This is a genomic window from Streptomyces triculaminicus (assembly GCF_017349075.1).
In the GTDB taxonomy this organism is placed as follows: domain Bacteria; phylum Actinomycetota; class Actinomycetes; order Streptomycetales; family Streptomycetaceae; genus Streptomyces; species Streptomyces triculaminicus.
In genome coordinates this window covers 1-24,731 of the sequence record NZ_JAFMOF010000008.1, presented here as the reverse complement: position 1 = coordinate 24,731, position 24,731 = coordinate 1, and the positions used below count along the sequence as shown (strand labels likewise).

Here is a 24,731-nt window from a genome sequence, read left to right as displayed (position 1 = left end):
GGATCACAGGTGAAGAGCCATGGCAGGTGGCGCGAGACGGGACAGCCGCAGCGGGAGGGCGCCGTACTCCGCGTACGCGATGCCGTCCACCGCCAGCCCCGTGTCGCCGGCGCAGGTCGCCGGAGTCACTCCGGTGAACGCCAGGACGTCCCGGTGCAGGTGGGACTGGTCGACGTAGCCGCTGTCCGCCGCGATCCGGGCCGCGCTTTCACCCAGGGCCAGGCGATGGACGGCGTGGTCGAAGCGGACCAACTTCGCGGCACGCTTGGGAGGAAGCCCGATCTGCGACCGGAACCGGCTCCACAGGCGCTTGCGGCTCCAACCGATCTCGGCCGCCAGTTCCTCGATCCGGACCCGGCCGCGGCGAGCGGCCCGGCACCGAACTCCAAAACCACTGTGACGGCCGGATGCGGCACCACCCGCATGTCGACCGGGCCTCCGTCACGATCGCGGAATCCGGCCATGCTGACACCCGCCAACCGGCTGGGCCCCGGCGGCCTCACGACCTCCCACCCAGCCACAGCCCCACCACGCTCGCATACCGCGGATCGCATGTGCCCACAGTAGAACGGGAGCGGTAGAACGGGAGCGGTCGGAACATTTGTCCAAGACGCCGCTGCGCACCGACGGTGACAGTGGATCCATGACCAACACCGTCATCCAGAACGCCCTCCGGGCACTCGTCAGCCGCGACCCTGACCAGATCTTCTCAGTCCTTACCGAGGACGCCGAATGGCTGTCGCCTCCCGGGAACGCCACCGCCGTCGCGCTCAAGACGCCCCAGGCCCCATGGTGGGCAGGGCGGTGATCGTGCGCTTCTTCGCCGAGGACTTCCCCCGCCTGTTCGCGCGTGACCTCGATGTCACCCTCCACCACCTCCACGCCGACGGCGAGTGGGGGGTTGCAGAGGCGACCGTGGCGGCGACGCTCGCCAATGGCAACCACTACGTCAACGACTTCTGCTTCGTCTTCGAACTCCACGACGGGCTGATCCACCGAGTTCGCGAGTACACGGACACAGCCCGCGGGCACCGCATGGTCTTCGGCGAAGTTCCGCAGCGGTGATTCCCGACCTGTTCGTCGGCGGTCCACCGGCGTCATCTCCCACGTGCCACGTCGTCGATCCGACCGCAGTGCTGGGCCAGGTGAACCCGCGGCCGCCGAGCCGGATGGCTCGCGGGAGCTACGGCACGGGGGCGGGCCGGCACGTCACCTTGAGGGACTCGACGAGCGGCCTTTCTTCGCGAGACTGCACGGTAAGTTTCCGTGCGTGTCCCTGAATTCGAACAACCGTCTCCCGTCGCGGCGGGCTCTTCTCCTGACCGCGGCCGCGGGAGTCCTCGGCGCCGGTGGCTACACCGGCTGGGAAATGCGGCGGGACAAGGACGTTCCCGCCCCGCCGCAGCGCACAGCGCTGTGGTCCTTCACTGCACCGAAGAAGCTGAATTATTACGGCATGAGCAGCGATGGGCGCTGCCTCTTCGTCACCACCGACCAGCCTGGCGGCCTCCTCGCCGTGGACACCGCCACCGGCCGCAGCCGATGGGACAAGCAGGTCGGAGTGGAGTACTGGGACCCCAGCGGCGTCACCGTCTCCGACGGAACCGTCTACCTCGTCTCCTCCACAGGGACCGCCATGGCCTTCCGGTCCGAAGACGGGCGGCGGCTGTGGGTCACCGAGCCGCTCGGCAACGGAGCGCCCAGCGCGCCGGTGGTCCTCGGCTCCACCGTCTGTATCCGACTGCACCGCAACACCGACGACGAAGCACCCTTCGCACCCGGTGTCCTGTGCGGTCTGGACGCCGGCACCGGAAGGGTGCGCTGGACCGCCGAATCGTCCAGCGTCTTCGAGTCACTCCGCAGGCAGCAGCTCCTCCTGGCCCGCGCCGGAAAACTGGACGACGTCAGAACCGACCCCCCCCTCAGCGCACTGGATCCGCGCACCGGTACGGTGCGTTGGCAGATCCCGGCGCCCGGGGGCGAGGAACATGTCGCTGTCGCACCGGGCGGCAGTGCCCTCTACCTGCTCGACGAGCAGTACCGGCTGTGCGCCCACGACACCGAAACCGGCCGACGGCAGTGGCGCGTCCCCGCCATGGACGGGATGATCACCGTCGCTGAGGACGGCAGCGCCGTGTACGTCTGCACCCTCGCGGTGACCTGGCGGCCTACGACCCCCACAGCGGCGACCGGCGCTGGCGACGCACCGTGGCCGAGGGCTACTGCGAGCGGCTGGTCACCCAGCACGCCGGCCGGGTGTTCGTCACCTCGGCCCTGGAATTCGGATCCGACAGCATCCTCGGCCTGGGCGGCTACCGCGGTTACGTCCTGGCAGTGTCCGCAGAGACCGGCAAGCAGCTGTGGCGGGTGGACCGCATGACGAGGTGCTCGTCACGCCCCTACGTTGCCGGCGACGACGTGATCGTGACCCACGCGGGGAACATGTGGTCCTACGACGCCCGCACCGGCAGACCTCGGTGGCAACTACCCGACACCTCCACCATCATGGCCGATCCGTACATCGCCTCAGGAGTCCTGTACGCGCTGTCCTCGGAGGGAATCCAGGCCATCCGACTGTGACCGCGCTCCCCCTGCAGGCCGCAGGGACGTACGGGTCGGGTGCAGGCCGGCCCGTAGCGGTGGCGAGCAGAGTCAGGAGCCGGCCCCCGTCACGGCCGGACGTGGGGTGATGTGACCTCTACCAGGCGCGGGGTGTCGAAGCACCAGCGCAGCCACAGCACCGACTCGATGTCCCAGAACGGCGCCGCGGCCAGGCCGTCCGCCACCGGGATGCGGAACCCCTGGGCCGCGACGATCGCGCGCAGCGTCATGTGCACCCCGGCGAAGTCCCGGGCGACCTTGGCCCAATCGGGGTAGACGTCGTTGCCGTGGACGAGCGGATAGCGCCCGACGAAAGCCGCCCAGTCGCCCGCGCCGCCGATTTCGAGGACATCGGCGGCGGGATCGGTGACCGGCAACTGCCACGTCTGCCAGGGTCGGGGATGGAGACTCGACCCCAGGTCGAGGTATATCCGCCACATGCCCGGCCCGTCATGCCGCGCCGTGGACGTGTAGAGCCCCAGGCGGAACGGCTTCGTACTGGGAGGGCCGGCGTCCCCGCCGGGCGCGGTGAACCGCTCCCGGTCCAGGCCGGGCCACCGGTGCGGCACCAGCTCGTGCGGGCTGGTGCCGATCCAGTGCTGGCGCGTCCGGTCGAGAGGCCCCCGGACGAGACTCGCCTCGTCCCGGACGAGCCGGCCCAACAGCAGGCAGCCGTCGACCGTCTCGTCCGCCTCCTCCACCTCGGACGGGGCCAGGACGGCCGGACCGCCCGCCAGAGCCGTCATCTCGGGCTCGGTCCACCCCGTCATGACGGAGGCGAAATGGCGCAGCCCGGCGTCCGTGCCGGCGGTCAGGTCCGATGCCGCGTCGAGCTGCGTCACGCGCCGGTGCAGGATCCGGGTGGGGGTGGGGTGCATGCCAGAACTTCTTCCCCCGCGGCGCCCCCGTGCAACGCGGTGCCGCCCCTCCGGCGGCAGGGGATCAGCAGCTGATGGGCACTTCCTGACCGAGACCGTTGCCGGAGCCGGTCGGCGGCTGGTAGCCGGGCGGGAAGACGACCTTGAAGTACATCCAGCCGCGGTAGTTGCCGGAGCTGCACCTCACGGCCGCGTTGTTCTGGCCGCTTCGGGTGTTCCTCTGTGTCCTCAGCGCGGACTGATTGACAAGCTGTCCGTTCTTGTAGAGGGCCGCCCGGGTGGTGATCTCCGGCACCGGTGCCGTGCACGAGACCGTCACGACGACGTTGATGGTGCCGGGCACGTGGGTGGAGTTGTGCGGGCGCTGCACCTGTCCCTCACAGCGGATCACTGCGGACGCGTCCGCGTCCGAGCCGGACTTCCCGGCTTCCACGTGGCCCTCGGCGGCCCCCTGCCCGGCGGGCACGGTCGCCGGAGCGGACGGGTCGGGGGCCGCCGCTCCTCTCGCCGCGACGGGGGAGGTGCCGCCGATGAGCACCAGGATCGCCATCGACGCGGCGGCGGCCGCCGTCCTCCAAGCATGCATGTCTGCTCCTCCGTGTTCGCCTGCTCAGGCAGGGCGTGAGCGCACCAAGGAGAGACCCTACAAAGGGTAATCGTTTCGCCACTCAAAGTGACAGGTGTTCGGGTGGGAATCCGGTCAGTCGTGTGTCTCTCGAGGGGGCGGCCTGTGTGCCGTCCCTGCGCTGCAGGGGGCCGTACCCGGGGCCCGGGTATCGGCAGAACGACCGATGTGCCGGAAGGATCTTGGAACCTACGTTGGTCGCATGCAGTCACCGAACACACCCAAGCCGATCGAGACCGGCGACACCCCTGAGATCACACGCATCCTGGCCCGCGCATTCGGGGACGATCCGATGATGCTGTGGTTCTTCCCCGACGAAGATGGGCGTGGGGAGCGTCTTGCCGAGTGGTTCGACGTCATGCTCACGCACAAGTACGGCCCACTTGGTCACTGTGAACGCACCGACGCGGCAGCGGCCTTCTGGACGCCGCCCGGTACGGCCGAGCAGCACCCGGACGAGGGGACGCTGGCCCGTATCGACGGGTTGTTGGGCGAGCACGTGGCCCGGCTGGGAGAAATGCTGGAACTGGTCGGCGAGGCAGCCCCCCAGGAGCCTCACTGGTACCTGGCGGTGCTGGGCGCCGACCCGGCAGCCCAGGGCAACGGACACGGCGCCGCCCTGCTTCTTTCGGGCCTGGCCAAGGCGGACGCGGCCGGACTGCCGGTACACCTCGAATCGTCGAAGCAGGCCAACATCGGCTTCTACGAGCGCTTCGGGTTCACCGTGCGGGGCGAGATCCACGTACCCGGGGGCGGCCCGACTCTCTGGTCGATGTGGCGGGAGGCGCGGGGCGAGAGCTGATGGCGTTCGGGCCGGCCGTGAACCCCCGAGATTCGACCTTTACGCCGGCAGCGCCCGCTTGAAATAGGCCACGAGCTGACCCGGGTTGGCGGGGTTCGGGACGACCTGAACGAGCTCCCAGCCGTCCGCGCCCCAGAAGTCCAGAATCTGCTTGGTCGTCCCCGGGAGGAGCGGCGCGGTCGCGTATTCCCACGCGACCGTGGGTACGGCCGCCACCGTGGCATGGGCGGGCGCGGCCACGGCCTGCGGCGTAGTGCTGGGGAATCGGGGTGTGAATGCCGAAGCGAAACGCAGCGGGATGGCCATGTGTGGGCGTGCCGTTCTGGCTTTTGATACCAATGCCTGCACGCCGACAGCATCCGGCTAAAACGCCTACTTGACGATACCCAGCCTTGGGTGATGTCTCCACTCGAGCCCGTCAGGTCATCGCTTCACTTGCACCCTCGCCGCGGTGGGAATCGGGAATGTCAGCTCCGGAGCCGGCCCAGTTCCCGTTCTGCGACAGCGCGGAAGGTGCGCGGTGGACGGCCGGTGAGGCGTTGGACGGTGTCGGTGGTGCGGTCTTCGGCGCCTTGGGCGATGGCCTGGTCCATGTCGGCGAGCAGTGTGGCGAACTCGGCGGGGATGTCGGCGGCCAGGCGGTCGCGCATCTGCTCGTAGGTCAGCCTGCGGTGGGTGACGGTCCGGCCGGTGACGTCGGTGAGGATGGCGGCGATGTCGCTGTGGCTCAGTGCTTGGGGTCCGGTGATGATCAGGTCGGTGTCGGGGGCCTGCGTCTCGGTCAGTGCGTGCACGGCGACAGCGGCGATGTCGTCGGCGTCGACGAACCCGACGCGGCCGTCGCCGGCCGCTGTGTGGATGGTTCCGTCCGCTCTGATGGTCCGGGCGTGCGTGTGGTTGCCGGTGAAGTTCTGCATGAACCACGAGGGCCGCAGGACCGCCCACTGGTCGAACAGGCCGGGCAGGGCCTGGTGGACCTGCCCCACGGCAGGGCCGCCGGCGGGGATCGCCGATGAGCTGAGCAGGACCGCGCGGCGGACCCCTGCGCTGCGGGCCTGATGCAGGAAGGGCAACATGACGGCTGCCGGGTCCGGATCGCCGAGCGGTGGGATGAGGTAGACCCGGTCCGTGCCTTCCAGGGCGCCTTCGAAGGACGCGGGGTCGCCCCAGTCGAACCGTACGGAACGCGATCCGTCCACGGGGGTGGCGCGTCGGCTGGCGGCCTTGACGTGCCTGCCCCCGGCGGCCAGCTGGGCGGCGACGCGGCTGCCGGTGGTACCTGTGGCCCCGATGACGAGGGTGAACTCTTGGGGTTCGTTCATCGGTTGCTCCCGGCGAAGTCGGCGGCGGTGTTCTGGACGGCGAGCGGGTTCCAGTAGTCGCGGTAGCGGGTGATGAGGCCGTTCTTGATGGTGACGACAGCGATGTAGGACATGTCGAAGGGGCTGTCGGTGTCTACCAGACGGCCCACACCGCGCATTTCGACGACGATGGTCTCCGGGGCGGTGGTCTGGTGAATCTCGACGTAGGGGAAGTCGTGGAGGTCTATGTGGTCGGGGTAGCCGCGCATGTAGTCGGCGACGGCTGCCTTGCCCTCCAGTCGCTTGGGCCAATCTTCCGGCGCGAAGGGGAACTCGAAGATCCCGTTCTCGTCCCACAGGTCGACCCAGGCGGGGATGTCCTTGTCCAGCAGTAGTCGCAGGCCGTGGCGGTACAGATCCGCCGGTGCGGTGCTCGCGCTCATGAGTTACTCCGTCCCGTACGATACGGACCCCGGGTCCGTTTCATGGGGCCCGACGATACGGACCCGGGGTCCGTTTTGTAAAGGAGGAGCCTCATGCCCGAACGGTCCGAACGCCCCGAGCGCAAGCCGCGCGCGGACGCCACTCGTAACCGGGAGGCCGTCCTCGCGGCCGCCGATGCCCTCTTCGCCGATTGCGACAGCCCCGAGGCGGTCACCATGGCCGACATCGCGGCAGCGGCCGGCGTCGGCAAGGCAACGCTCTTTCGCGGCTTCGGTGACCGCACCGGCCTGATCCATGCGCTGTACGAGATGCGGCTCGCACCGATCCGGCGCGCCATCGAAGAAGGGACGCCACCTCTGGGGCCGGCCGCCCCGCCGCTCCAGCGCGTATCCGCTCTCCTCGATGCCGTCCTGTGCTTCAAGATCGACAACCGGCACCTTGCCCTGGCACTCGAGGGAACCGGTGGCGACAGTCCTTACGCGGCAGAGCACTACGAGCGGTGGCACGGCACGCTCCAGGCCGCGCTGGAACGGGTTCCCGGACTCGCCGACAGCAACTTCACCGCGCATGCTCTGCTTGCCGCCACCCGCGCCGACCTCGTCGAACACCTCGTCGGCCGGGAGGGGACGACCCGTGAACAGATGCGGGCTCACCTGGCAGCCTTCACCGCCAGAGTCCTGGAACCCTGAGCACCACCGGATAGACGGTCAGGATGCGCAGGCAGTCCTCGTCGGGCCAGTCGTGCAGGATGTTCTTGAGCACGTACAGGTCACCGCCGGTGGGGACTTCGTTCAGGCCCGGCTGTTGGGAACGGCCGGCAGGGTCAGACAGTCTCAGCCTTCGGCGGGCCGGGACAGCCCGCCGAGGCACGGGACCGTGCGCTCACACCCTGGACGCGCTCGCGTTCACGGCGAAGTTGAGCGGATCGCAGGCGTGACAGCCACGGCGTTCGCTGTTGTGGTCGGATTCCAGGGCACGGCGGCGGCGGTCGAGGATGACATGTGCCGGGTCGTCGTGGAGGCTGCCGAAGCCGACCGTCCTGCGCTCCTCCCAGGCGATGGAGTTGCAGGGCAGCACGTGGCCGGAGGCGTCGACGTAGATCTGGGCACGTTCCACCGCGCAGGAACGCCCCTGGACGGTGGCTTCGGTGGGGCGTGAGCCGCGGATGTCGGCGAGCGGCAGCTCGGCGAAGCCGGACGGCAGCGGCGTCACCAGGGTCGGTCCCGGGCCCGGCCCGTGCTCCAGCGCCTCCGCGGTGGCCGCGAAGCGCTCGCGCGCCTCGTGTGTCCACCGCCTGGCCATCGGACCCTTGACGGGGATCAGGTGCCACAGGTGGAGGCTGGTCCAGAACGGCAGGGCGGGGAAGTCCACCAGGGCGTCCGCGTTGGACGGCATGAGCACCGTGTTCACCTGGCAGAAGACGCCGCGGCCGGACAGCCGGGCGAAGACGTCCGCGATGGTCTCGTCGGAGAATTCCGGCAGCTTGCGCCATTTGGCGTGCCGCGCGGGGTCGGCGAAGTCCCGGGAGAGGACGACCTTGGTCAGCCCGGGGGAGTCCAGCAGCGCGTCGTAGGCGGGGTCGAGGGCGGTGCCGTTGGTGATGAACCCGTGGTCGAGACCGAGGTCGGTGGCGAGGGCGAGGAGGGAGTCGTAGCCCGGGTAGGTGACGAACTCCCCGCCGGTGAAGATCAGCCGCTGCCAGCCCTGGTCGGCGAGGGCGCGCACGGTGTCGCGGACCGCCGCTATCGGCAGGGCGCTGTCGTCGCGCCAGCTCAGGCACATCGGGCAGCTCGCGTTGCAGGGGTTCTGGAGGGAGAGGTAGGCGGTGCCGGGCAGCCCTGCCGGGTCGGTCGGGGTCAACGGTGCGTCCCTTCTGCTGGGTCGGCGGGGTCCGCGGAGCCGGCGGTGTCGCCGGCATCGGGCCGGGGCCGCTGCGCCAGGCGGTCGTCGAGCGCGGTCGTGAGCGCGGCCAGCCGGTCGTGCAGGGGGTGGCCGGTCAGACGCAGCGTGATGAGTTCCAGATAGTCGCGGTAGGCGATGGCCCGGGCGTCGAAGAGCCACCCCGTCAGGCACAACTCGTCGTAGGCGGTGGGGCCCAGCACCTCGTGGACGCCGGTCGCGGTGTCGCGGAACAGGGCACGCAGGGCCCCGTCCGCCAGATGGACGCGGCGTACGTAGGGCTCCTCGACGTTGAGGGAGACACCGGTGTCCTCGTTGCGCTCCCAGTACCACTGGTCGTGTTCGTCGAGGAAGCGGCACCACAGGATCGCCAGCACGTACTCGCACAGCAGGGGTTCGCCGCGCTGGGCGCGGTGGGTGTCCTCGTGCGACTCCAGGAGGAAGGTGTAGAGGCTCATGATGCCGGTGGGGCCGTGCGTGGCGAGGATCTCGTCGCGTTGCCGCGCGCTGATCCGCTCCATGAACGACGGGCCGAGGACGGCCGGCGGGTAGAACGGGTAGAGGGCGGAGGCGCGGTACAGGTCCAGCCAGTTCTGCCCGGTGGGCGGTCGGAAGAGCGCCGGGTCGTGGTCGATGCCGAGCGCGGCCAGGTGGCCTCGCCAGCGGCGGAGCAGGTCGCGTACGAGCGGGGTGTCGGTGACCGGGTCCGTCAGCCGTACCGGCGCCAGCCCCACGCTGGGGGCGCCGCGCAGCCGTGACCGGGTCAGTTCTTCCCAGCGTGCGGCCTGCGGCCCCGTGGGGCGGGCGAAGCGGTCGGCGATCCGTACCCCGCAGGCGGCGCGCATGAACGCGCGGAAGGCGTACCGGTCCAGCAGGTATCCGGGGACGGTGCGGGAGACCGGCGAGTCCTCGTCCGGACCGCCCAGCGCACGCCAGTCCTCCTCTGCCTGCCGGCGCCAGTGATGCAGGTCGGCCGCGAACGCCGTGCCGGCCGCCGCGTCCAGGCCGTGCGGCGGTTGCCGGCCGTCCCGGCGGGCGCGCAGGGCGATGGCGGGCATCACAGGCCTCCGTTCGCGGGCAGGACCTGTCCGGTGACGAAACCGGCGGCCGGGGAGAGGAGGAACATGACGACCGCGGCGATCTCCTCCGCCCGCCCCAGTCGCCGCAGCGGGATGCGCTCGGCCAGCCGTACCTCGTCCAGGGACTGTCCGCTGCGCACCGCGCGGCTCAGCCCGGGGGTCCGGGTCGGGCCGGGTGCGAGGGTGTTGACGCGGACGCCCCGGTCGGCGAGTTCGCGGGCGAGCACGGTGGACGCCGCCTCCAGCGCGGCCTGCGACGCGGCGTAGGCGGCGGTGCCGGGGCTGAGGTGGCGGGCGGCGCTGGAGGTGACGTTCACGACGGCGCCGCCGGCCGGGAGCCGGCCGCCGACCGTCCGGCAGATCTCCATGGGCGCGAAGAGGTTCACTTCGAAGGTCTCGCGCCAGTGCCCGCGGTCGGCGTCGGGCAGCGGCCGGGTCTGCCGCAGCGAGGCGTTGTTGACCAGATAGCGGACGGGGGTGCCGGTGTCCGCGAGGTGGGCGAGTACGGAGTCGAGCGCCTCGGCGTCGCCGAGGTCCACCAGGTGGTTGCGGACGCCGGGGCCCTCGGCCGGGGAGCGTCCGAGGCTGATCACCTCACCGCCCGCCCGGACGAAGGCCCGGCACACCGCGGCCCCGATGCCCGCCCCGCCGCCGGTGACCAGGAGGGTCGAGCCGGCGGCCCACGTCGGGTCGGCCGGGTCCGCCGGGTCAGACATGGCTTCCCTTCGCCTCGAGGGCCTTGGCCACGACGTCGCCGAAGTCCTGGAACGGCCACAGGGTGACGCCGATGAGGCGTCCCCACAGATCGCGGCAGCGGTGGGCGACGTCGTCGGTGAAGACGGCGTGCCGGGCCACGACGGGCTCGTCCACCAGGGCCGCGGCGTAGAACCGCTCCAGCCAGGGGTGGCGGGCGAGTGTCTCCTCGGCCCGGGCCGGGGTGTCGAGGGTGATGGCGACCCGTTGCCAGGCGCTGACCGCGTCGTCGTCCACCCGCTGGAGGCGGGCGTGCGGCGACACCTCGGGCAGCGCCTCGCGCAGCGACATCGCGGCCCCGGTACGGACCCGCGACAACTCGTCGAACAGGTCCATCTGCGGTTCGAGGACGGCCGCCTGGAACTCGGTCATCAGCGACTTGCCGCCGATCTCGTGGGCCAGGAAGCGGCCGTCGGGCACCTCGCGCAGTCCGGCGTGCCGGATGGCTTTCGCCCGTCGGTGGACCTCGAGGTCGCCGGTGGCGAACATCCCACCGTCGCCGCAGCTCATGGGCTTGGAGCTGTTGAAGCTGAAGGCCGCGCCGGAGCCGAGGGTGCCGACCGGCCGGCCGCCGATCCGGCCGCCGAACGCCTGGGCGGCGTCCTCCAGCAGGATCAGGTCTCGCCCGGCGCAGAACGCCGCCACCCGAGCGGCGCCGGAGGGGTTGCCGAAGGTGTGGACGAAGAGCACTGCCCGGCTCGCGGGGGTCAGCGCCGCCGCCACGTGTTCCGGTTCGGGGTTGTACGTGGCGTCGTCCACGTCGCACAGCACAGGGCGAGCGCCGGTGAGCAGGACCGCCTGGACGGTGGCGACGAAGGTGGAGCTGGGGATCACCACGTCGTCGCCGGGTCCGATGCCGTGGGCGCGCAGGGCCAGCTCTATGGCGGAAGTGCCCGCGTTGGTGGTGAGACAGGGCACGCCCACGAGTTCCCGGGCGTGGGCCTCCACCGCGTTGACGAACCGCCCGCGGTAGATGTTCCACTGCTTGCTGTCGACCAGGCCCACCAGGTTGTCGCGGATGCGGGCCTCGATGCGTTCCTGGAGGTGTCGCTGTGTTGTCGTCACGGGGTGTGTGCCTCCGTCAGAATTCCGTCGAGTCCGGGTCGGGCCACCGCTCGTGCAGCCCCGCGAGATAGCCGGGGAGGGACTGCTCGGCGCGTTCGCGGACCACCGTCACCCCGGCGCCGAAGGGCAGGTCCAGCATCTGCCAGCGGCCCGGTTCGCGTTCCTCGATCTCCAGCAGGAGCCGGCGCGGGCCGGACCACTTGGGGTTGGCGCTGCGGCTGACGGTGTCGTGGAAGACCATCGTGCCGCCGGGGGCGAGGCGGGGGGACATCAGCCGGAAGTCGGCCTCCACCGGCTCGTAGAAGTGCCCGCCGTCGATGAACAGCAGGTCCACCGGAGGGAGCTGGGCACAGGCTTCGGTGGTCGCGAACTGCTCGGTGGTCATCAGGTGGTGGACGATGTGGTCCTCCACGCCGAAGGACGCGAACCACTTGCGCACCCGTTCGGCGTCGGTCCAGAAGTCGTCGTCGAAGGAGGGGTCGACGAAGGTGACGGGTGCCGCGCCGCGGTCGCGCTGCGCCTTGGCGAGCAGGATCGGCACGAAGCCGCGTCCGGAGCCGATGCTGAGTACGGTGCGTGGTTCCAGGGCACGGGCCAGGCCGTAGTAGAGCCAGCCGAGCCCGAGCCGCTCGCGGTGTTCGGAGCGGACGGAGTCCGGCGCGTCGCGCCCGCCCCATCCGGGCGGTCCGGCCGGCAGGGCCGCGTGGCCGGTGCGGTTCGGTTCCATCTCCTTGTGGGCGAGGAAGTCGGAGACCCAGGTCTCGTCCATCGTGTTGTCCTCTCTATCGCTCGACTTTGTTGAACGTCGATCTGCCCAGCAGCATCCGGCCGACGGCGTTGGCCGCGCCGAGCGACTTGAAGGCCACCGCGAGCGGGATCCGTCCGCGTACCCGGCGCGCGGCGGCGCCGGTTTCCGGGGCACTGGTACGGCGCAGCGCCGCGGCGCCGAGTTCGTAGTACGCGTAGACCAGCCCGGTCAGGGCCAGGGGGCCGCGCCGCCCGTAGGCGCGGTGGGCGCCGGCCGCGGCCAGCGTGAACACCACCGGTCGGACCAGCCACTTGGTGGAGTGCGCGGTGTGGCAGAGCAGGGGGAGGGCGGTGTCCCGGCTCAGGCGACGAGGGGTGTACCAGTGGAAGAACTGGAGGAGTCCGGAGTACCAGAAGGTGTGCTGGCGCACGATGGTCGCCGGCGAGGTGGGCGACTGGCATGCGTCGTCGAAGGGCACCGGGTGGACGGCGATGCCCGCGCGGGACAGGGCGAAGCCGATCTGGATGCCGTCGCACGGTCCGGTGCTCGGGAACCCGCCGATCAGGCGCAGGGCCCGCAGGTCGAAGAATTCTCCGTGGCCCATGCAGTAGGGCGGGAACCGCAGGGTGCGGCCGGTGGTGAGCCGGTCCCGGGAGGCGAGCAGCCGGGGGATCTCGAAGACGTAGTTCCACAGGCTCTGGTAGACGGCGTTGGCGTGCACCAGTCCGCGTCCGGCCAGTTCCTCGTGATTGTCCAGGTAGGTGACGGTCTGCTGGAACGCCATCGCCTCAGGGCGGCGGAGCAGGTGGTCGTCGAGGTAGGCGAGCACCTGCCGTTCGGGGCGGGAGTCCGCGTCGTAGACGCCGACCAGGACACGCTCCTGCGGTGGCCGCTCCGCCACGCGCTCCAGCACATGGTCGAGGGCGACGTTGAGCTGGAGGCTGCGGCGCTGGCCGGGTCCGGTGTGGGCGACGACGGTGATGGGGGCGCCGTCGGGGTGGTGCTTGGCGTACTCCTCGACCACGCGGGCGGTGGTGGGCTCGTCGGTCTCCTTGTCGTCGACGGCCACGACGATCTCGAACCGGTCCGCGGGGTAGTCCAGGCGACGCAGGTGGGCGAGGGTGTCCTCGATGACGTTCTGCTCGCGCAGGGCCGGTACGAGCAGGTAGACGTAGGCGGCGCCGGGGGCGGAGCCGGCCGGCCGGGCGGTGAAGTCGGCCCGGGCGCGGCCCTTCCAGCGGGCCGACCGGACGATGTTGCGCGCGCCGACGGCCGTGTACCCCAGCACGGCGGCCAGCGCGGCCCGCTGCGCCAGGTGCGCCGTGGTCGGGCGGGTGCGTGACGGGCTCACCGGGAGCCGGCCCAGGTGGTCAGGTCGGTCAGGGCGTCGGCGGCGGCGTCGGTGAGGTCGGCGACGAATTCCCGCGGGTAGGCGGCTTCGACGTACTCCACGGTGATCTTTCCACCGCCGGGGCCGGAGCGGGTGGTCACGGTGAGGGCGGGATCCCGGCGGGCGCCCGTGCGAGGTGCCGGACGCAGTAAGGGGGTGAGGCTGACGTCGGGAGCGAAGGGGGTCACGGGAGTCTCCTGGCGATGGTGGAACAGCAGGTAGGGGCGGTCGCGCAACCGCTCCACCTCCTGGCGGTGGCCGTCCGCGCGCAAGTGGGCCAGTGCGGCGGCGAGCGGCGGCGGGTCGGTGGCGAGCCGCACCAACTGCCGTCGGGTCTTCTCGCACAGTTCGGCGAGGTCGGCGCACCAGGTCCGTTCGAAGTGGACGAAGGCGAGTTCGGTGAGGCAGCCGATGGTGGTGTCGGTGCCCGGCAGGTGGCGGCCGGACTGGGAGATCTGGAAGCCGAAGCGCTCCTGCACGGCGAAGGCGGAGACCGCCCGGGTGAGAACGCACAGGTGGAGGCCGTTGGGGGTGATGCCCTGGGCGGCGAGCCGGTCGGCGGCCGGGGCGGATCGCGGGCAGGTCCCGTTCCAGGTCCGGGTCGCTCCGGTCGCGCGCGGTCGTGTCCGGGGTGGCGGCAGCGGCAGCGCGGCCGGAACCCGTTCGTGCGCAGTTCGTCGACGGCGCGGTCCACGGCCGCCGTCCTTCGGGCCGGCGTAGCGTTCGGCCCGCATGCGGGCGTAGGTCTGGTACTGGGTCACCGGGCCCAGACCGGCCGGCGCGGTGCCGCGGGCTTCTCCGTACAGCGCCGCCAGCTCGGTGGTGAGGAGTTCGGCCGACAGTTCGTCGAAGGCGATGTGGTCGACGGCGAGGCCGAGGAGGTGGTCCCGGTCGCCGTCGGTGATCAGCAGGCCGCGGACCACGGGGCCGTCGGCCAGGTCGAACGGACGGCGGCCGAAGCCCTGTTCGGCGTGCAGGGCGTCGACCTCGGCGTCGTGCCGCTCCCTCGGCCGCAGGCGTACCTCCAGGGGCCAGTGGCGCGCGTCGGCCGGGGCGACCACGCCGACCGGCTCGGCGACGAGGGGGTAGCGGGTGGCGAGGATGTCGTGCCGTGCCACCAGGGCGTCGAGGGCCAAGCGCAGGGCGGTTACGTCGAGGGGGCCGGTGAGGCGGTGGACGATGAGCACCGGCTGGGTGCGTCCGTCGGCCGCCGCGCGGTTGGCGTTCAGGCGGGCGCGTTGCTGGGCGGAGAGTTCCACCGTGAATCCGGCCGACGGGCGGGGCGCCGCCGGCGGGGGCGACGGTGCGGGGCGGCCCGCCGCCGCGTCCACCGCGCGGGCCACCTCGGCCAACGTCGGGGTGTCGAACATGACGGCGAGTGGCAGTTCCACGCCCAGCCGGCCGCGGATCCTGGCCACCACCCGGGAGGCGCCGATCGATGTGCCGCCCCGGGCGAAGAAGTCGTCCCGTGGGCCGACGGTGTCCAGCCGCAGCACCTCGCACCAGACCCCGGCGACCTGACGCTCCGTCGGCGACAGGCGCTCCGGAGCCGCCCGGGATGCCTCGGGGGCCGGCAGCCGGGTGCGGTCCACCTTGCCGTTCTCCTTGAGCGGCAGCCGCTCCAGCACTACGTACTGGCCGGGCACCAGGTAGGCGGGGAGCAGTCCGGCGAGGTGCTCGCGGGCCGTGCGGGCGTCGAGCGGGGCGGCGGCGCCGGTTCGGGGGACCAGGTAGGCGACGAGCCGTTGTCCGGCACCGGGCGATCGCCGGGCGTGGACGAAGGCGTCGGCGACCGCGGGGTGGCGGCGCAGGGCGTGTTCGATCTCGCCGGGTTCGACGCGGTGCCCCTCGATCTTGATCTGGTCGTCGATGCGCCCTTCGAAGACGATGTCGCCGTCCGCGCGGCGGTGGCCGAGGTCTCCGCTGCGGTAGAGGCGGTGGCCGGGGACGCCGTCGAAGTGCGGTACGAACCTCGAGGCGTCCTGTCCGGCGGCGCCCAGGTAGCCGTGGGCCAGGCCGACGCCGCCGAGCCAGAGCTCGCCCGTCCCGCCGTCGGGCACCGGGCGGCCGTCCTCACCCATGATGTGGACCTCGGCGCCGTCGACCGGCAGGCCGATGGGTACGGGGCTGGGGACCGGGGAGTGAGGGTCGATCGGGTACATGGTGCTGGACACCGTGTTCTCGGTGGGGCCGTAGAGGTTGACCAGCCGGCACCCCGGCAGTTGGCGGCGAACCCGCTCCAGGTGCTCCGCGGAGGCGGCCTCACCACCGGTGAACAGCAGACGCACCCCGTCGAGCGCCGCCGGCTCCTCGTCCACCACGAGCCGGAACAGCGACGCGGTGAGGTACAGCGTGGTGACCGCGTAGTGGCGCAGCACCTTGCCCAGGTCCGCCGGTGACATGCGGCCGGGCGGGGCGATCACCAGCTGACCGCCGTTGAGGAGGGCGGCGAATATCTCGAAGACCGAGGCGTCGAAGGAGAGCGGGGAGTGCAGCAGCACCGTGTGGTCGGGACCGAAGCGGGCGTACCACTGGTCCCGGACCAGGCGGACCACCCCGTGGTGGGGTACCGAGACGGCTTTGGGGCGGCCGGTGGTGCCCGAGGTGCACATCACGTAGGCGGGCTGCCCCGCGTCGGCGGGTCCGGGCGGCGGTCCCGAGGCCGCGGGGGCCGAGAGGAGTTCGGTGAGGGGCACCACGGTGATGCCTCCGGCCGTCGGCGGGGGGTCGCAGGCGGCCGTGTCGACCACCGCCAGCGCTACGCCGCTGTCGGCGAACAGGCCCGATGCGCGGGCGGCGGGTTCGGCCGGATCGAGTGGCAGGTAGGCCGCTCCGGCCGCGAGGATCCCCAGCAGGGCGAGCACCGCGGGGGCGCCGCGGGGGGCTTGGAGCGCGACCACGTCACCGGGGCGCACTCCTCGGTCGTGGAGGACCGAGGCGCAGCGGGTGACGTGGTCGGCGAGTTCGCGGTAGGTGAGAGTGCCGTCCTGGTGGCGGATGGCCGTCGCGTCCGGGGTGCGGAGCGTCTGTTCGGCCAACGCCTCGGGCAGGGAAGGTAAAGCAGGAGACATCTGGCCGACTCTCCTTCGGATGTGTTCGCGGCAAAGGTCCGCGCGGTGCGCCGGGAATTCGGCTGTCTGCCGCTCGGGTCATCGTGCGCACGGTTTTTGAATGGGGGGTCCGATGTGAATCCATCGGCTGTTTCGGCATGAGCATAGGCGAATCCGTGAATCCGTCAACCTCTGAATACGAGCGTCCAAAATTGCACCCATGGATCACCTCAGAGGGGGGATGACTCCCCCCGAATACCGCGTTTTGCGTGGCAAAATGACCGATCTTATGCGGGATTAGAGGGATTTGCTGCCCGGGTGTGACTGCGTCAGATCACGGAGAAGTCTGGCGTGATGGCTACGGAGAAGTTACGTTGATCCACAGGCGGCCTCTCCGGCTTCGCCACGTGAACCGGTTTACTTGCATGGTGAACGCACCAACGCGGCGCTCCGTATATGCGCGCCGGAGAAAAACGCCAGGCAGCACCGGGGATGATTCGCCGAGCAAATACAGTCGCCGCTCGCCGACCCGCTCCCGAATGTGACGGAAAATCCTTCCCTGCCGATTCCGGGACGGCGGCACGCTTCCCTCCGCCGGCCCGGCGCACCGCGACCGGACCCCCTCGCGGACCGCGCGGCCGGACACGCCCCCACGCCTCACCCACCGGCGCAGCGCGCCTGTGCCACCGCAGCAGGAGGAGACCATGGCAACCGATCAGTCCGGGGGCGCGGCCCCGGAGGCCGGAGACGGCCGGCAGGTCGCGCTGTCCGTGGGACAGCAGGCCATGTGGGTCGCCTGGCAGCTCGACCGCGACCAGTGGACGCACATCATCCCCCTCGCCTTCGACATCGAGGGCGATCTCGACATCGAGCGGCTGCGTACCGCGCTGGCCGCCCTCACCGAGCGCTACCCGCACCTGCGCGGCCGGGTCCGCGACACCGGCGACGGCACCCCCGTCCTCGACTGGTCGGCGATGCCCCCTGTCGCCGTCCGCGAGCGCACCACCGCCGACAGCGCCGACCGGGCGACGCGGGCCGCCTGGCAGTACCCCTTCGACCTGACCGCCGGGCCACTGCTGCGCGCGGACGTCATCCGCCACCCCGAGGGCACCGTGCTGCTGATCGCCATCCACCATCTCGTATGCGACGGCGCGTCAGTACTGACCTTGCTGGACGCGCTGGAACGCGCCTGGCGCGGCGAGAAGTTGGGAGACCCCGACGGCACGGAGACGTTCGCCGCGTCGGCGGACCGCTCACGGGCGCTGGCGGAAGGCCCGGAGGGCGAGGTGCACCGGCGGTTCTGGCGCGACGCCCTCGGCGGCGAGCCACCCTCCTTCGAGTTGCCCGCACCCCTGGAACCCACCGGCTACCAGGTGCTGGGCCGCCCGCTGGACGGCGCACTGCTCGACCGGGTCGCCGGACTCGCCCAGCGCCTGGGAGTCAGCCGCTTCACGGTCATGTTCGGCGTCTTCTTCGTTCTGCTGCGCCGCTACGGCGGACAGGACCGGCTGCTGACCGCCGTCCCCTTCCACGGCCGGAGCCTGCCCGGGACGCAAGAGGCGGTGGGCTATTTCGTCAACGTCCTGCCGGTCCTGCGCACGGTCACCAGGACGGACGACTACGCCTCGCTGATCACCGGCCTCCACCACGACATGCGGGCCCTCACGGCCCACGGCGACCTGCCCCTGCCGGCCCTCCTGCGTGCCGCCGGACTCAGCGGTCCGGACGCCCACGCACGCACCCACCAGGTGGTGTTCCAGTGGTGGGACGCCGGCCGGCACCCGCGGGTGGACGTCCGCGCGCTGCGGCTGTCCGCACCCGGCGGACCGTCGTGCATCCTGCGACTGCGACAGCTGGAGAGCACCGCCGACTACCGGGCCGCCTTCATGCTCCGCGGTGACAAGGGTGGCCTCTCCATGCTGCTGAAGGACCCGGGCGGCACCCTGGGGCCGACCCTGCTCACCGCGATGGCCGACGACTACCTGGCGCTGCTCGACGACGCCTGCGCCACCCCGCACCGCCCGATCGGCGAGGTCGCCGCCGTGCTGCGGCGTACCGAGGAAACCCCGGCACAGGTTGTGGTGACCGGTGAACTCCCGCCGCCCTGGCGGGGATTGCTCTCGGCGCACGACGGCGCCCACGGTGTTCTGCCCGACGACATGACGGCGTACGTCGTGGACCAGGACGGCAACCCGGCGGCGCCGGGGGTTCCCGGGCGGCTGTGGCTGTCCGGGCAGGCCGCGGCCCTCGCCGCCTCCGACGCTGTCCCGGACGACGACCCCGGACGGCTGCCGGCCCTGCAGCCGCTGTCCGCCGCGGGCGACTCCGCCCGGCGGACCGGCCTGCGGGCCCGATGGCTGCCTGGCGCACGCCTGGAACTGCTCGCCCCGGCCACGGAGCCCGGCGGACCCACCCGGCCGGCGGCCGACGCGGAGACGCCACCGGCCTGCCTCGACGAGCTCGCCGACGTGTGGGGGCAGGTGCTGGGCATCGAACCACCAGGCCCCGAGGAGTCGTTCTTCGAACTCGGCGGCCACTCCCTGCTCGTGGGCATGCTCGTCACCCAGGTGCGCGAGGACCTCGGCGCGGAGATCACCCTGCGGGACGTCTTCGACCACCCCAGGCTCGTCGAACTGGCCGCACTCGTGGACGAGCGCACCGCGCCCGCCCCCGCGGCACCGCCGACCGGTCCGGCCCCGCGCGCCGCCCGGCTCCCCGCGTCCGGCTTCCAGGAACGCATCTGGCTGGCGGAACGCCTCGACCCCGGCCGGGCGCTCTACAACGTCGTACTGGCCTGGCGGCTCCACGGCCGGCTCGATCCAGGCACTCTGGAGAAGGCCCTGGCGGTGCTGGTGGACCGGCACGAGATCCTGCGGACCCGGTTCCTGGACGACGACGGACGGCTCGTCCAGAGCATCCAGGCCCCATGGAACCCAGTGCTCGAACTCCTCGAGCTGGACGGGATGCCCGAACCGGACGCGTCGGCGGCCGTCGAGGCGTGGCTGCGGGAAGCCGCCCGTACCCGCTTCGACCCCGAGAGCGGACAGCTCGTCCGCTTCGCCCTGGCCGAACTGCCCGCGGGCGGACAGGCCCTGCTGGTCTGCGCCCACCACCTGGTGCTGGACGGCGCGTCGGTGCAGACACTGGCGGCCGAACTGGCCACGGGCTACCGGGTCGCCGGCGAAGGCCTGCCGAGCGAGCCGCCGGCCAGGCAGTACCGGGACTTCGTCGCCGCTCTGGAGGACCCCCGGGCACGGGCCGAGGCCGCCGCGGCGGTGGACTTCTGGGCCGCCCGGCTCGCCGGCGCCCCGGCCCGGCTCCCCCTGGATCCGCCGTCGCCCAGCCGACCGGACGGCGCTTTCGCCCTGGAGCTGCCCGATGATCTGCTGCCCCGGCTGCGCGCGGTGGGAGGCGAGCGCGGGACCTCCTGGTTCATGGTGGCCGCCACCGCGCTGGCCGCCGCACTGCACCGGCTGACAGAACACGAGGACATCACGTTCGCGGTGCCGGTCGCGGATTCCCCCGGCGACGGCTTCGCCGGTCTGCTGGGACCCCGGCTGGGCACCGCCGTCCTGCGCTCCACCCGGCGTTCCGGCGACACCCTCGGCGATCTGCTGGCCGCCACACGCGAGACGGTGCTGCTCCTCGCCGACCACCCGCGCGCACCCCTGGACGACCTCATCGCCCGGCTGGCCCCGCCACGCAGCTCGACCTCCACCCCGTTCGCCGACGTGATGCTCAACATGAGCTCCCGCTCCGCGGCGCCCGTGTCCGTCGCCGGAGCGGAGATGGCCCCGCTGCACTCCGACGAACGCTACGGCTACGACACCAAGTTCGGGCTCACCGTCACCTTCGTCGAGGACGGCACACGCCTTCGGGCCGGGCTGTCGTACCGCGGCGACCGGTTCGACCCCGCGGACGTCACCCGGCTCGGCCGGTTCCTGGCCTCGCTGCTGACCACGTTCCCGGACCGGCTGACGATCCCCCTGGAAGAGCTCGACCCGCCGGCCGTCGCGTCCTGAACCACGGCTTCCCCTTTCCGTACGAGCTTTTCAGAGGTGCACATGTCCGGGATCAGCGGCTGGATCGACCGCGGCCGTGACCTGACCCACGAGGGCGCCGCGCCCGCGTTCCCCTCGAGCCGCGGCGGAGCGGGCGAACGACGGTGGGCCGGCCCGTCCGCCGTGCTCCGCCACCATGCCGACGCCTTCGACCCGGTCGGGGCGCAGCCCGCGATGGTGACGGAGAACGGCCGTCCGGCCGCCGTGATCGTCTTCGACGGCGTCCTCGACAACGCCGGGGAACTGCGCTCCCTGCTCGCCGGCCCCGGGCCGTGCCCCGCCACCGACGCGGACCTGGTGCTCCGCGCATACCTGCGGTGGGGGGACGCGGTGGCCGAGCGGCTGCACGGGCTGTTCGCGTTCGCGCTCTGGGACGCCCGCTCGCGGGAACTGGTGCTGTGCCGGGACCGATTCGGGATCCGGCCGCTCAGCTACGTCCCCCTGGCGACCGGCGCGTTGTTCGCCTCGGAAGTGGCGACCCTCGCCGCGCATCCGCTGCTCGAGCCGGAACTCGACGCCGAGGGACTGTGCGCGCTCCTCGCCCAGGTACGCGGACCGGGCAGCGGGGTACTGCGAGGGGTGCGCGAGGTACGTCCGGGCCACCTGGTGCGAATGGGCGAGAACGGGACGCGCGAACACCGCTACTGGTCACTGACGGCACGCCCGCACACAGACGACCTGGCCACCACCATCGACACCGCCCGCGGACTGCTCGGCGAGGCGATCGCCCGGGAGGCCACCGCCGGGGACGGGCCCGGCGGCCCGCCCGCCGGCGTGCTCCTCTCCGGCGGCCTGGACTCCAGCGCCCTCACCGGCCTGGTGACCGCATGGGCCGGCACGGGCCCACAGACCTTCACCGTCTCCTTCGGCGACAGCGCCGCGCCGGTACCGGACCGGCCGTTCGCCCAGGCCGTGGTGGACCACCTCGCCTGCGACCATCACGAAATCCTGGTGGATCCGGCCGGACTGACCGACCCGCGCATCCTCGACGCGGTACTGGACGCCAAGGACCACCCGTCGCCGTTCGGCGACAAGAACCTCACTCCCTACCTGTTCTACCGCCGGGTCGCCGGCCTCGCCCCGACCGCGCTGAGCGGCGAGGCCGCCGACGCCGTCTTCGGCGGCCTCATCAGCGAGGAGGAACGGGCCGACGCCGGGCACCGCACCTTCCCGTGGATCGAACGCGCCCGTTCCTTCGGACTGACGAACGGCATCGGAAACGGCCTGTTCGACCAGGGGCTGCTGCGCCGGGTCGACCTCACCGGCTTCTGCGCCGAGCGGTACGCGGAGGCCAGGAAGGAGGTGGCACACCTGCCCGACGCCCCCGCCGACGACCGGCGGGCCCGGGAGATCGACCACTTCCACATGACCCGGCTCTACGAACAGGCCGTCAACCACTCCGAGCGGCTCGGCGCGGCGGCCGGACTACGGGTCCGCTTCCCCTTCTCCGACCACCGGCTCTTCGAGTACCTGTACAACGTTCCCTGGCGGATGAAGTCGTTCGACGGCCGGGACAAGAGCCTGCTGCGGGCCATCGCCCGCGACCTGCTGCCCGCCTCGGTGCTGGACCGTCCCAAGGTGCCGTTCCCCATCACGTACCACACCGGGTACAAGCAGTCGCTGACGGACCGGATGCGCGACCTGCTCCACGACCGCGACGCCCCCGTGCTGCCGCTGCTCGACCGGGCCGCGGCCGGACAGGTGGTCGACGACCCGCGCCGACTGGACCGGGGCGGCTGGCTGGGCCGGGCGGACGCCGAGATGGTGCTCCAACTCGACGCCTGGCTGCGCCGGCGCCGCGTCCGGCTGGTCCTGTGAACACCCCGGCCGCCACCCGCCACGTGACCACCATTCCCCGCCCCGGAAAGGCCGGCTGCCCATGACCGACCACATCGCCGTCCGAGAAATCACCGAACCCGTTGGGCTCGAGGGCGAACCGCTCATCCACCTCCTCTTCGACAGACGGGCCGCGCACGGGCCCGACCGCATCGCAGTGCGCGACGAGCAAGGCGAGGTCACGTACGCCCAACTCGCCGCCCGTTCCGATCACCTGGCAGCGCTGCTGAGGAAACACTGCCCCGAACCCGGCGCCCGGATCGGACTGCACCTGGAACGCGGCGCCCACGTGGTCACCGCCATGCTCGCCGTACTCAGGAGCGGGCACACCTATGTGCCGCTGGACCCCGGATACCCGGCCGAACGACTGCGCTTCACCGCACGGGACGCGCGCCTGTCGCTGATCCTGTCCGACCGCCCCGTCCCCGCCGAGACGGGCGCGACGCCGGTACTGCGGCTGGATGTACCCCTTGAACCGGATCCCGAGCCGCACCGTACGCCCCGGCCGACGGTCGACCCCGGCACCCCCGCATACGTGATCTACACCTCGGGCTCCACCGGCCTTCCCAAGGGAGTCCCGGTTCCCCACCGCAACGTGATCGCACTGATCCGGGCCTGCGCACACCGCTACGACCTGCGTCCGGACGACGTATGGACGCTCTTCCACTCCTACTCGTTCGACTTCTCGGTCTGGGAGATCTGGGGCGCGCTGTTGAGCGGCGCCACCTTGGTGGTGGTCCCGCAGGCGGTCGCGGCCTCCCCGCAGGCGACGCTGGACCTGCTCAGCCGCGAGGGCGTCACCGTTCTCAACGTGGTGCCCTCGGTCTTCCGCTACCTGACACGGGTCGCGCGGACCGGGCGCGGCGCCCCGCCGGCGCTTCGGTACGTGATCTTCGGCGGGGAGTCCATCGACGTGCGGGACGTGCGGGCATGGCGGGCGGTCTTCGGCCGGGCCACCCGTTTCGTCAACACGTACGGCATCACCGAAACCACCGTCTTCGTCACCTCCCGGCCGCTCACCGACGAGGAACTGGACCGCCCGCCGGACGCGTCCACCGACCCGGACTTCGCCCTCGACCTGGGCGAACCGCTGGACGGCTGGGAACTTCGGGTCGTCGGCCCGGACGGTGCGGACATCCGGCCCGGCGAGACCGGGGAGATCGTGGTCTCGGGGGCGGGCGTCGCCGCCGGCTACCTCGACCGGCCGGAACTCACCGCCGAACGCTTCCCCGAGTTTCCCGTCCCCGGCGGCGAAACGAGGCGCTCCTACCGCAGCGGCGACCTGGCCCGGCTGCTGCCCAACGGCGCGTACCGCTACGCGGGCCGGGTCGACGACCAGGTGAAGATCAACGGGTTCCGGATCGAACTCGGCGAGATCGAGGCCCGGCTGAGCGACGCACCCGCCGTCCGAGAGCTGGTGGTCGTCCAGACAGTCACCCGGCTCGGCGAACCGGCGCTGACCGCCTTCTACACCGCCGCCCCCGGTGACGACCTCGGCACCCGGCTGGCCGACCACGCCCGCCGCACCCTGCCCGCACACATGATCCCCACCCGGTTCGTCCAGCTGCCCGAGCTGCCGGTCACCCCCTCGGGCAAGACCGACCGCCGCACCCTGGCCACCTTGCCGCTCGCCAAGTCGACGCCCCCGGCCGACCGTTGATGTCCGGTCTGTCGTGGTGACCACGGGCAGACCGGTGGGGGAGAACGGTGGGGGGCCGGGATCGCTCCGGGCCGCACAACGGCTCGGCGCCCTCGGCTGTGACTGTGGCTAGTCTGTCGGCATGGAAGCAATCCTGGTCAGCGCGTGTCTGCGCGGGGTGCCATGCCGGTTCGACGGGCAGCACAAGGCGTCCGCGGAGATCGCGGAGGCAGTGACGGGTCGCGAAGTCGTCTCCTTCTGCCCAGAAGTGGCGGGCGGGCTCCCGACCCCGCGACGGCCCGCGGAGCTGGTGGGCGGCGACGGGAACGACGTGCTCGACGGGACGGCACGGGTCGTCGAGGACACTGGACGTGACGTGACAGCGGAGTTCGTGGACGGAGCGCGGCGCGCACTTGCGGCGGCGCGGCACAGAGGCTGCACGGAGGCACTGTTGATGCCGCGCAGTCCGTCGTGCGGACGGGGTGTCGTCTACGACGGGTCGTTCGCCGGGGAGCTGGTGCCAGGAGACGGCGTCACGGCGGCACTGCTCGAGCGGAACG

The 24,731-nt window shown here is 71.7% G+C and carries 22 protein-coding genes and 2 pseudogenes; 10 read left to right on the top strand and 14 right to left on the bottom strand.

The features are described from left to right. Positions 1 to 3: 3 nt before the first annotated feature. Positions 4 to 363: pseudogene (locus J1792_RS32850) on the bottom strand (helix-turn-helix domain-containing protein); the annotation flags it as partial. A gap of 280 nt (positions 364 to 643) precedes the next feature. Between J1792_RS32850 and J1792_RS32845 the strand changes: the two are divergent. The 4 genes and pseudogenes from J1792_RS32845 to J1792_RS34880 all read left to right on the top strand — a co-directional run bounded on the left by J1792_RS32845 (position 644) and on the right by J1792_RS34880 (position 2,580). After that, entirely contained in the window at positions 644 to 808 is a 165-nt protein-coding gene (locus tag J1792_RS32845; RefSeq protein ID WP_207248904.1) for a nuclear transport factor 2-like protein, read from the top strand. Further along, positions 790 to 1,065 (top strand): nuclear transport factor 2 family protein, encoded by a 276-nt coding sequence (locus tag J1792_RS32840; protein WP_207248903.1) that lies wholly within the window; start codon positions 790 to 792, stop codon positions 1,063 to 1,065. Before J1792_RS32845 ends, J1792_RS32840 begins: the two co-directional genes overlap by 19 nt. Before the next feature lie 304 nt (positions 1,066 to 1,369). Beyond that, positions 1,370 to 2,146 (top strand): annotated as a pseudogene (locus tag J1792_RS34885) (PQQ-binding-like beta-propeller repeat protein); the annotation flags it as partial. 62 nt (positions 2,147 to 2,208) lie between these two features. Then, positions 2,209 to 2,580 carry an outer membrane protein assembly factor BamB family protein gene (locus J1792_RS34880; protein WP_242705192.1) on the top strand — a complete coding sequence of 124 codons (372 nt, stop codon included), beginning with the start codon at positions 2,209 to 2,211 and terminating at the stop codon, positions 2,578 to 2,580. An 89-nt stretch (positions 2,581 to 2,669) separates the two neighbouring features. On the opposite strand, the gene J1792_RS32825 is transcribed toward J1792_RS34880, so the two are convergent. Beyond that, a complete protein-coding gene (locus tag J1792_RS32825; RefSeq protein ID WP_086566301.1) occupies positions 2,670 to 3,479 on the bottom strand; it encodes a hypothetical protein in 810 nt (269 codons plus the stop codon). Positions 3,480 to 3,543: 64 nt separating this feature from the next. After that, entirely contained in the window at positions 3,544 to 4,065 is a 522-nt protein-coding gene (locus J1792_RS32820) for a hypothetical protein (protein ID WP_143587547.1), read from the bottom strand. A 241-nt stretch (positions 4,066 to 4,306) separates the two neighbouring features. On the opposite strand from J1792_RS32820, the gene J1792_RS32815 reads away from it, so the two are divergent. After that, positions 4,307 to 4,906 carry a GNAT family N-acetyltransferase gene (locus J1792_RS32815; RefSeq protein WP_086566299.1) on the top strand — a complete coding sequence of 200 codons (600 nt, stop codon included), beginning with the start codon at positions 4,307 to 4,309 and terminating at the stop codon, positions 4,904 to 4,906. A gap of 39 nt (positions 4,907 to 4,945) precedes the next feature. Here the strand turns inward: J1792_RS32815 and sp36 are convergent, their stop codons facing one another. The 3 genes from sp36 to J1792_RS32800 form a co-directional block, all read right to left on the bottom strand. Further along, a complete protein-coding gene (gene sp36 / locus J1792_RS32810; RefSeq protein ID WP_207248901.1) occupies positions 4,946 to 5,122 on the bottom strand; it encodes a Sp36 family protein in 177 nt (58 codons plus the stop codon). Between the two features lie 251 nt (positions 5,123 to 5,373). Beyond that, positions 5,374 to 6,228, bottom strand: a complete 855-nt coding sequence (locus J1792_RS32805) for an NmrA family NAD(P)-binding protein (protein ID WP_086566297.1) — start codon at positions 6,226 to 6,228, stop codon at positions 5,374 to 5,376. After that, entirely contained in the window at positions 6,225 to 6,650 is a 426-nt protein-coding gene (locus tag J1792_RS32800; RefSeq protein WP_207248900.1) for a nuclear transport factor 2 family protein, read from the bottom strand. Before J1792_RS32800 ends, J1792_RS32805 begins: the two co-directional genes overlap by 4 nt. Positions 6,651 to 6,743: 93 nt before the next feature. Between J1792_RS32800 and J1792_RS32795 the strand changes: the two genes are divergently transcribed. Continuing rightward, positions 6,744 to 7,340: a TetR/AcrR family transcriptional regulator gene (locus J1792_RS32795; RefSeq protein ID WP_086566295.1), complete on the top strand. Its 597-nt coding sequence runs from the start codon at positions 6,744 to 6,746 to the stop codon at positions 7,338 to 7,340. Here J1792_RS32795 and J1792_RS35595 read toward each other — a convergent pair. The 8 genes from J1792_RS35595 to J1792_RS32755 are packed head-to-tail and all read right to left on the bottom strand — an operon-like array spanning position 7,315 to position 16,656. Then, positions 7,315 to 7,521: a methyltransferase gene (locus J1792_RS35595; protein ID WP_307843158.1), complete on the bottom strand. Its 207-nt coding sequence runs from the start codon at positions 7,519 to 7,521 to the stop codon at positions 7,315 to 7,317. The genes J1792_RS32795 and J1792_RS35595 overlap by 26 nt on opposite strands. Positions 7,522 to 7,533: 12 nt before the next feature. Beyond that, positions 7,534 to 8,511 (bottom strand): radical SAM protein, encoded by a 978-nt coding sequence (locus J1792_RS32785; protein WP_086566294.1) that lies wholly within the window; start codon positions 8,509 to 8,511, stop codon positions 7,534 to 7,536. Further along, positions 8,508 to 9,608: a hypothetical protein gene (locus tag J1792_RS32780; protein WP_207248899.1), complete on the bottom strand. Its 1,101-nt coding sequence runs from the start codon at positions 9,606 to 9,608 to the stop codon at positions 8,508 to 8,510. The genes J1792_RS32785 and J1792_RS32780 overlap by 4 nt, the downstream gene beginning before the upstream one ends. After that, positions 9,608 to 10,345: an SDR family NAD(P)-dependent oxidoreductase gene (locus J1792_RS32775; protein ID WP_086566292.1), complete on the bottom strand. Its 738-nt coding sequence runs from the start codon at positions 10,343 to 10,345 to the stop codon at positions 9,608 to 9,610. Before J1792_RS32775 ends, J1792_RS32780 begins: the two co-directional genes overlap by 1 nt. Continuing rightward, positions 10,338 to 11,447, bottom strand: coding sequence for a DegT/DnrJ/EryC1/StrS family aminotransferase (locus tag J1792_RS32770; protein WP_179198734.1), 1,110 nt, complete (start codon positions 11,445 to 11,447; stop codon positions 10,338 to 10,340). Before J1792_RS32770 ends, J1792_RS32775 begins: the two co-directional genes overlap by 8 nt. 16 nt (positions 11,448 to 11,463) lie before the next feature. Then, entirely contained in the window at positions 11,464 to 12,216 is a 753-nt protein-coding gene (locus tag J1792_RS32765; RefSeq protein WP_086566290.1) for a class I SAM-dependent methyltransferase, read from the bottom strand. A gap of 13 nt (positions 12,217 to 12,229) precedes the next feature. After that, positions 12,230 to 13,546, bottom strand: coding sequence for a glycosyltransferase (locus tag J1792_RS32760; protein WP_179198733.1), 1,317 nt, complete (start codon positions 13,544 to 13,546; stop codon positions 12,230 to 12,232). After that, positions 13,543 to 16,656 (bottom strand): non-ribosomal peptide synthetase, encoded by a 3,114-nt coding sequence (locus J1792_RS32755; protein WP_207248898.1) that lies wholly within the window; start codon positions 16,654 to 16,656, stop codon positions 13,543 to 13,545. Before J1792_RS32755 ends, J1792_RS32760 begins: the two co-directional genes overlap by 4 nt. A gap of 683 nt (positions 16,657 to 17,339) precedes the next feature. On the opposite strand from J1792_RS32755, the gene J1792_RS32750 reads away from it, so the two are divergent. From J1792_RS32750 to J1792_RS32735, 4 genes are all read left to right on the top strand, one after another. Continuing rightward, the gene (locus J1792_RS32750; RefSeq protein WP_207248897.1) at positions 17,340 to 20,657 is read left to right on the top strand and encodes a condensation domain-containing protein; all 3,318 of its coding nucleotides are present in this window, start codon (positions 17,340 to 17,342) and stop codon (positions 20,655 to 20,657) included. Positions 20,658 to 20,699: 42 nt separating this feature from the next. Then, positions 20,700 to 22,514, top strand: coding sequence for an asparagine synthetase B family protein (locus J1792_RS32745; protein WP_086566286.1), 1,815 nt, complete (start codon positions 20,700 to 20,702; stop codon positions 22,512 to 22,514). 61 nt (positions 22,515 to 22,575) lie between these two features. Next, positions 22,576 to 24,192: an amino acid adenylation domain-containing protein gene (locus tag J1792_RS32740; protein WP_207248896.1), complete on the top strand. Its 1,617-nt coding sequence runs from the start codon at positions 22,576 to 22,578 to the stop codon at positions 24,190 to 24,192. Positions 24,193 to 24,313: 121 nt separating this feature from the next. After that, positions 24,314 to 24,731 (top strand): 2-thiouracil desulfurase family protein (locus J1792_RS32735; RefSeq protein ID WP_207248895.1); only part of this gene is annotated, 418 nt, incomplete at its 3' end.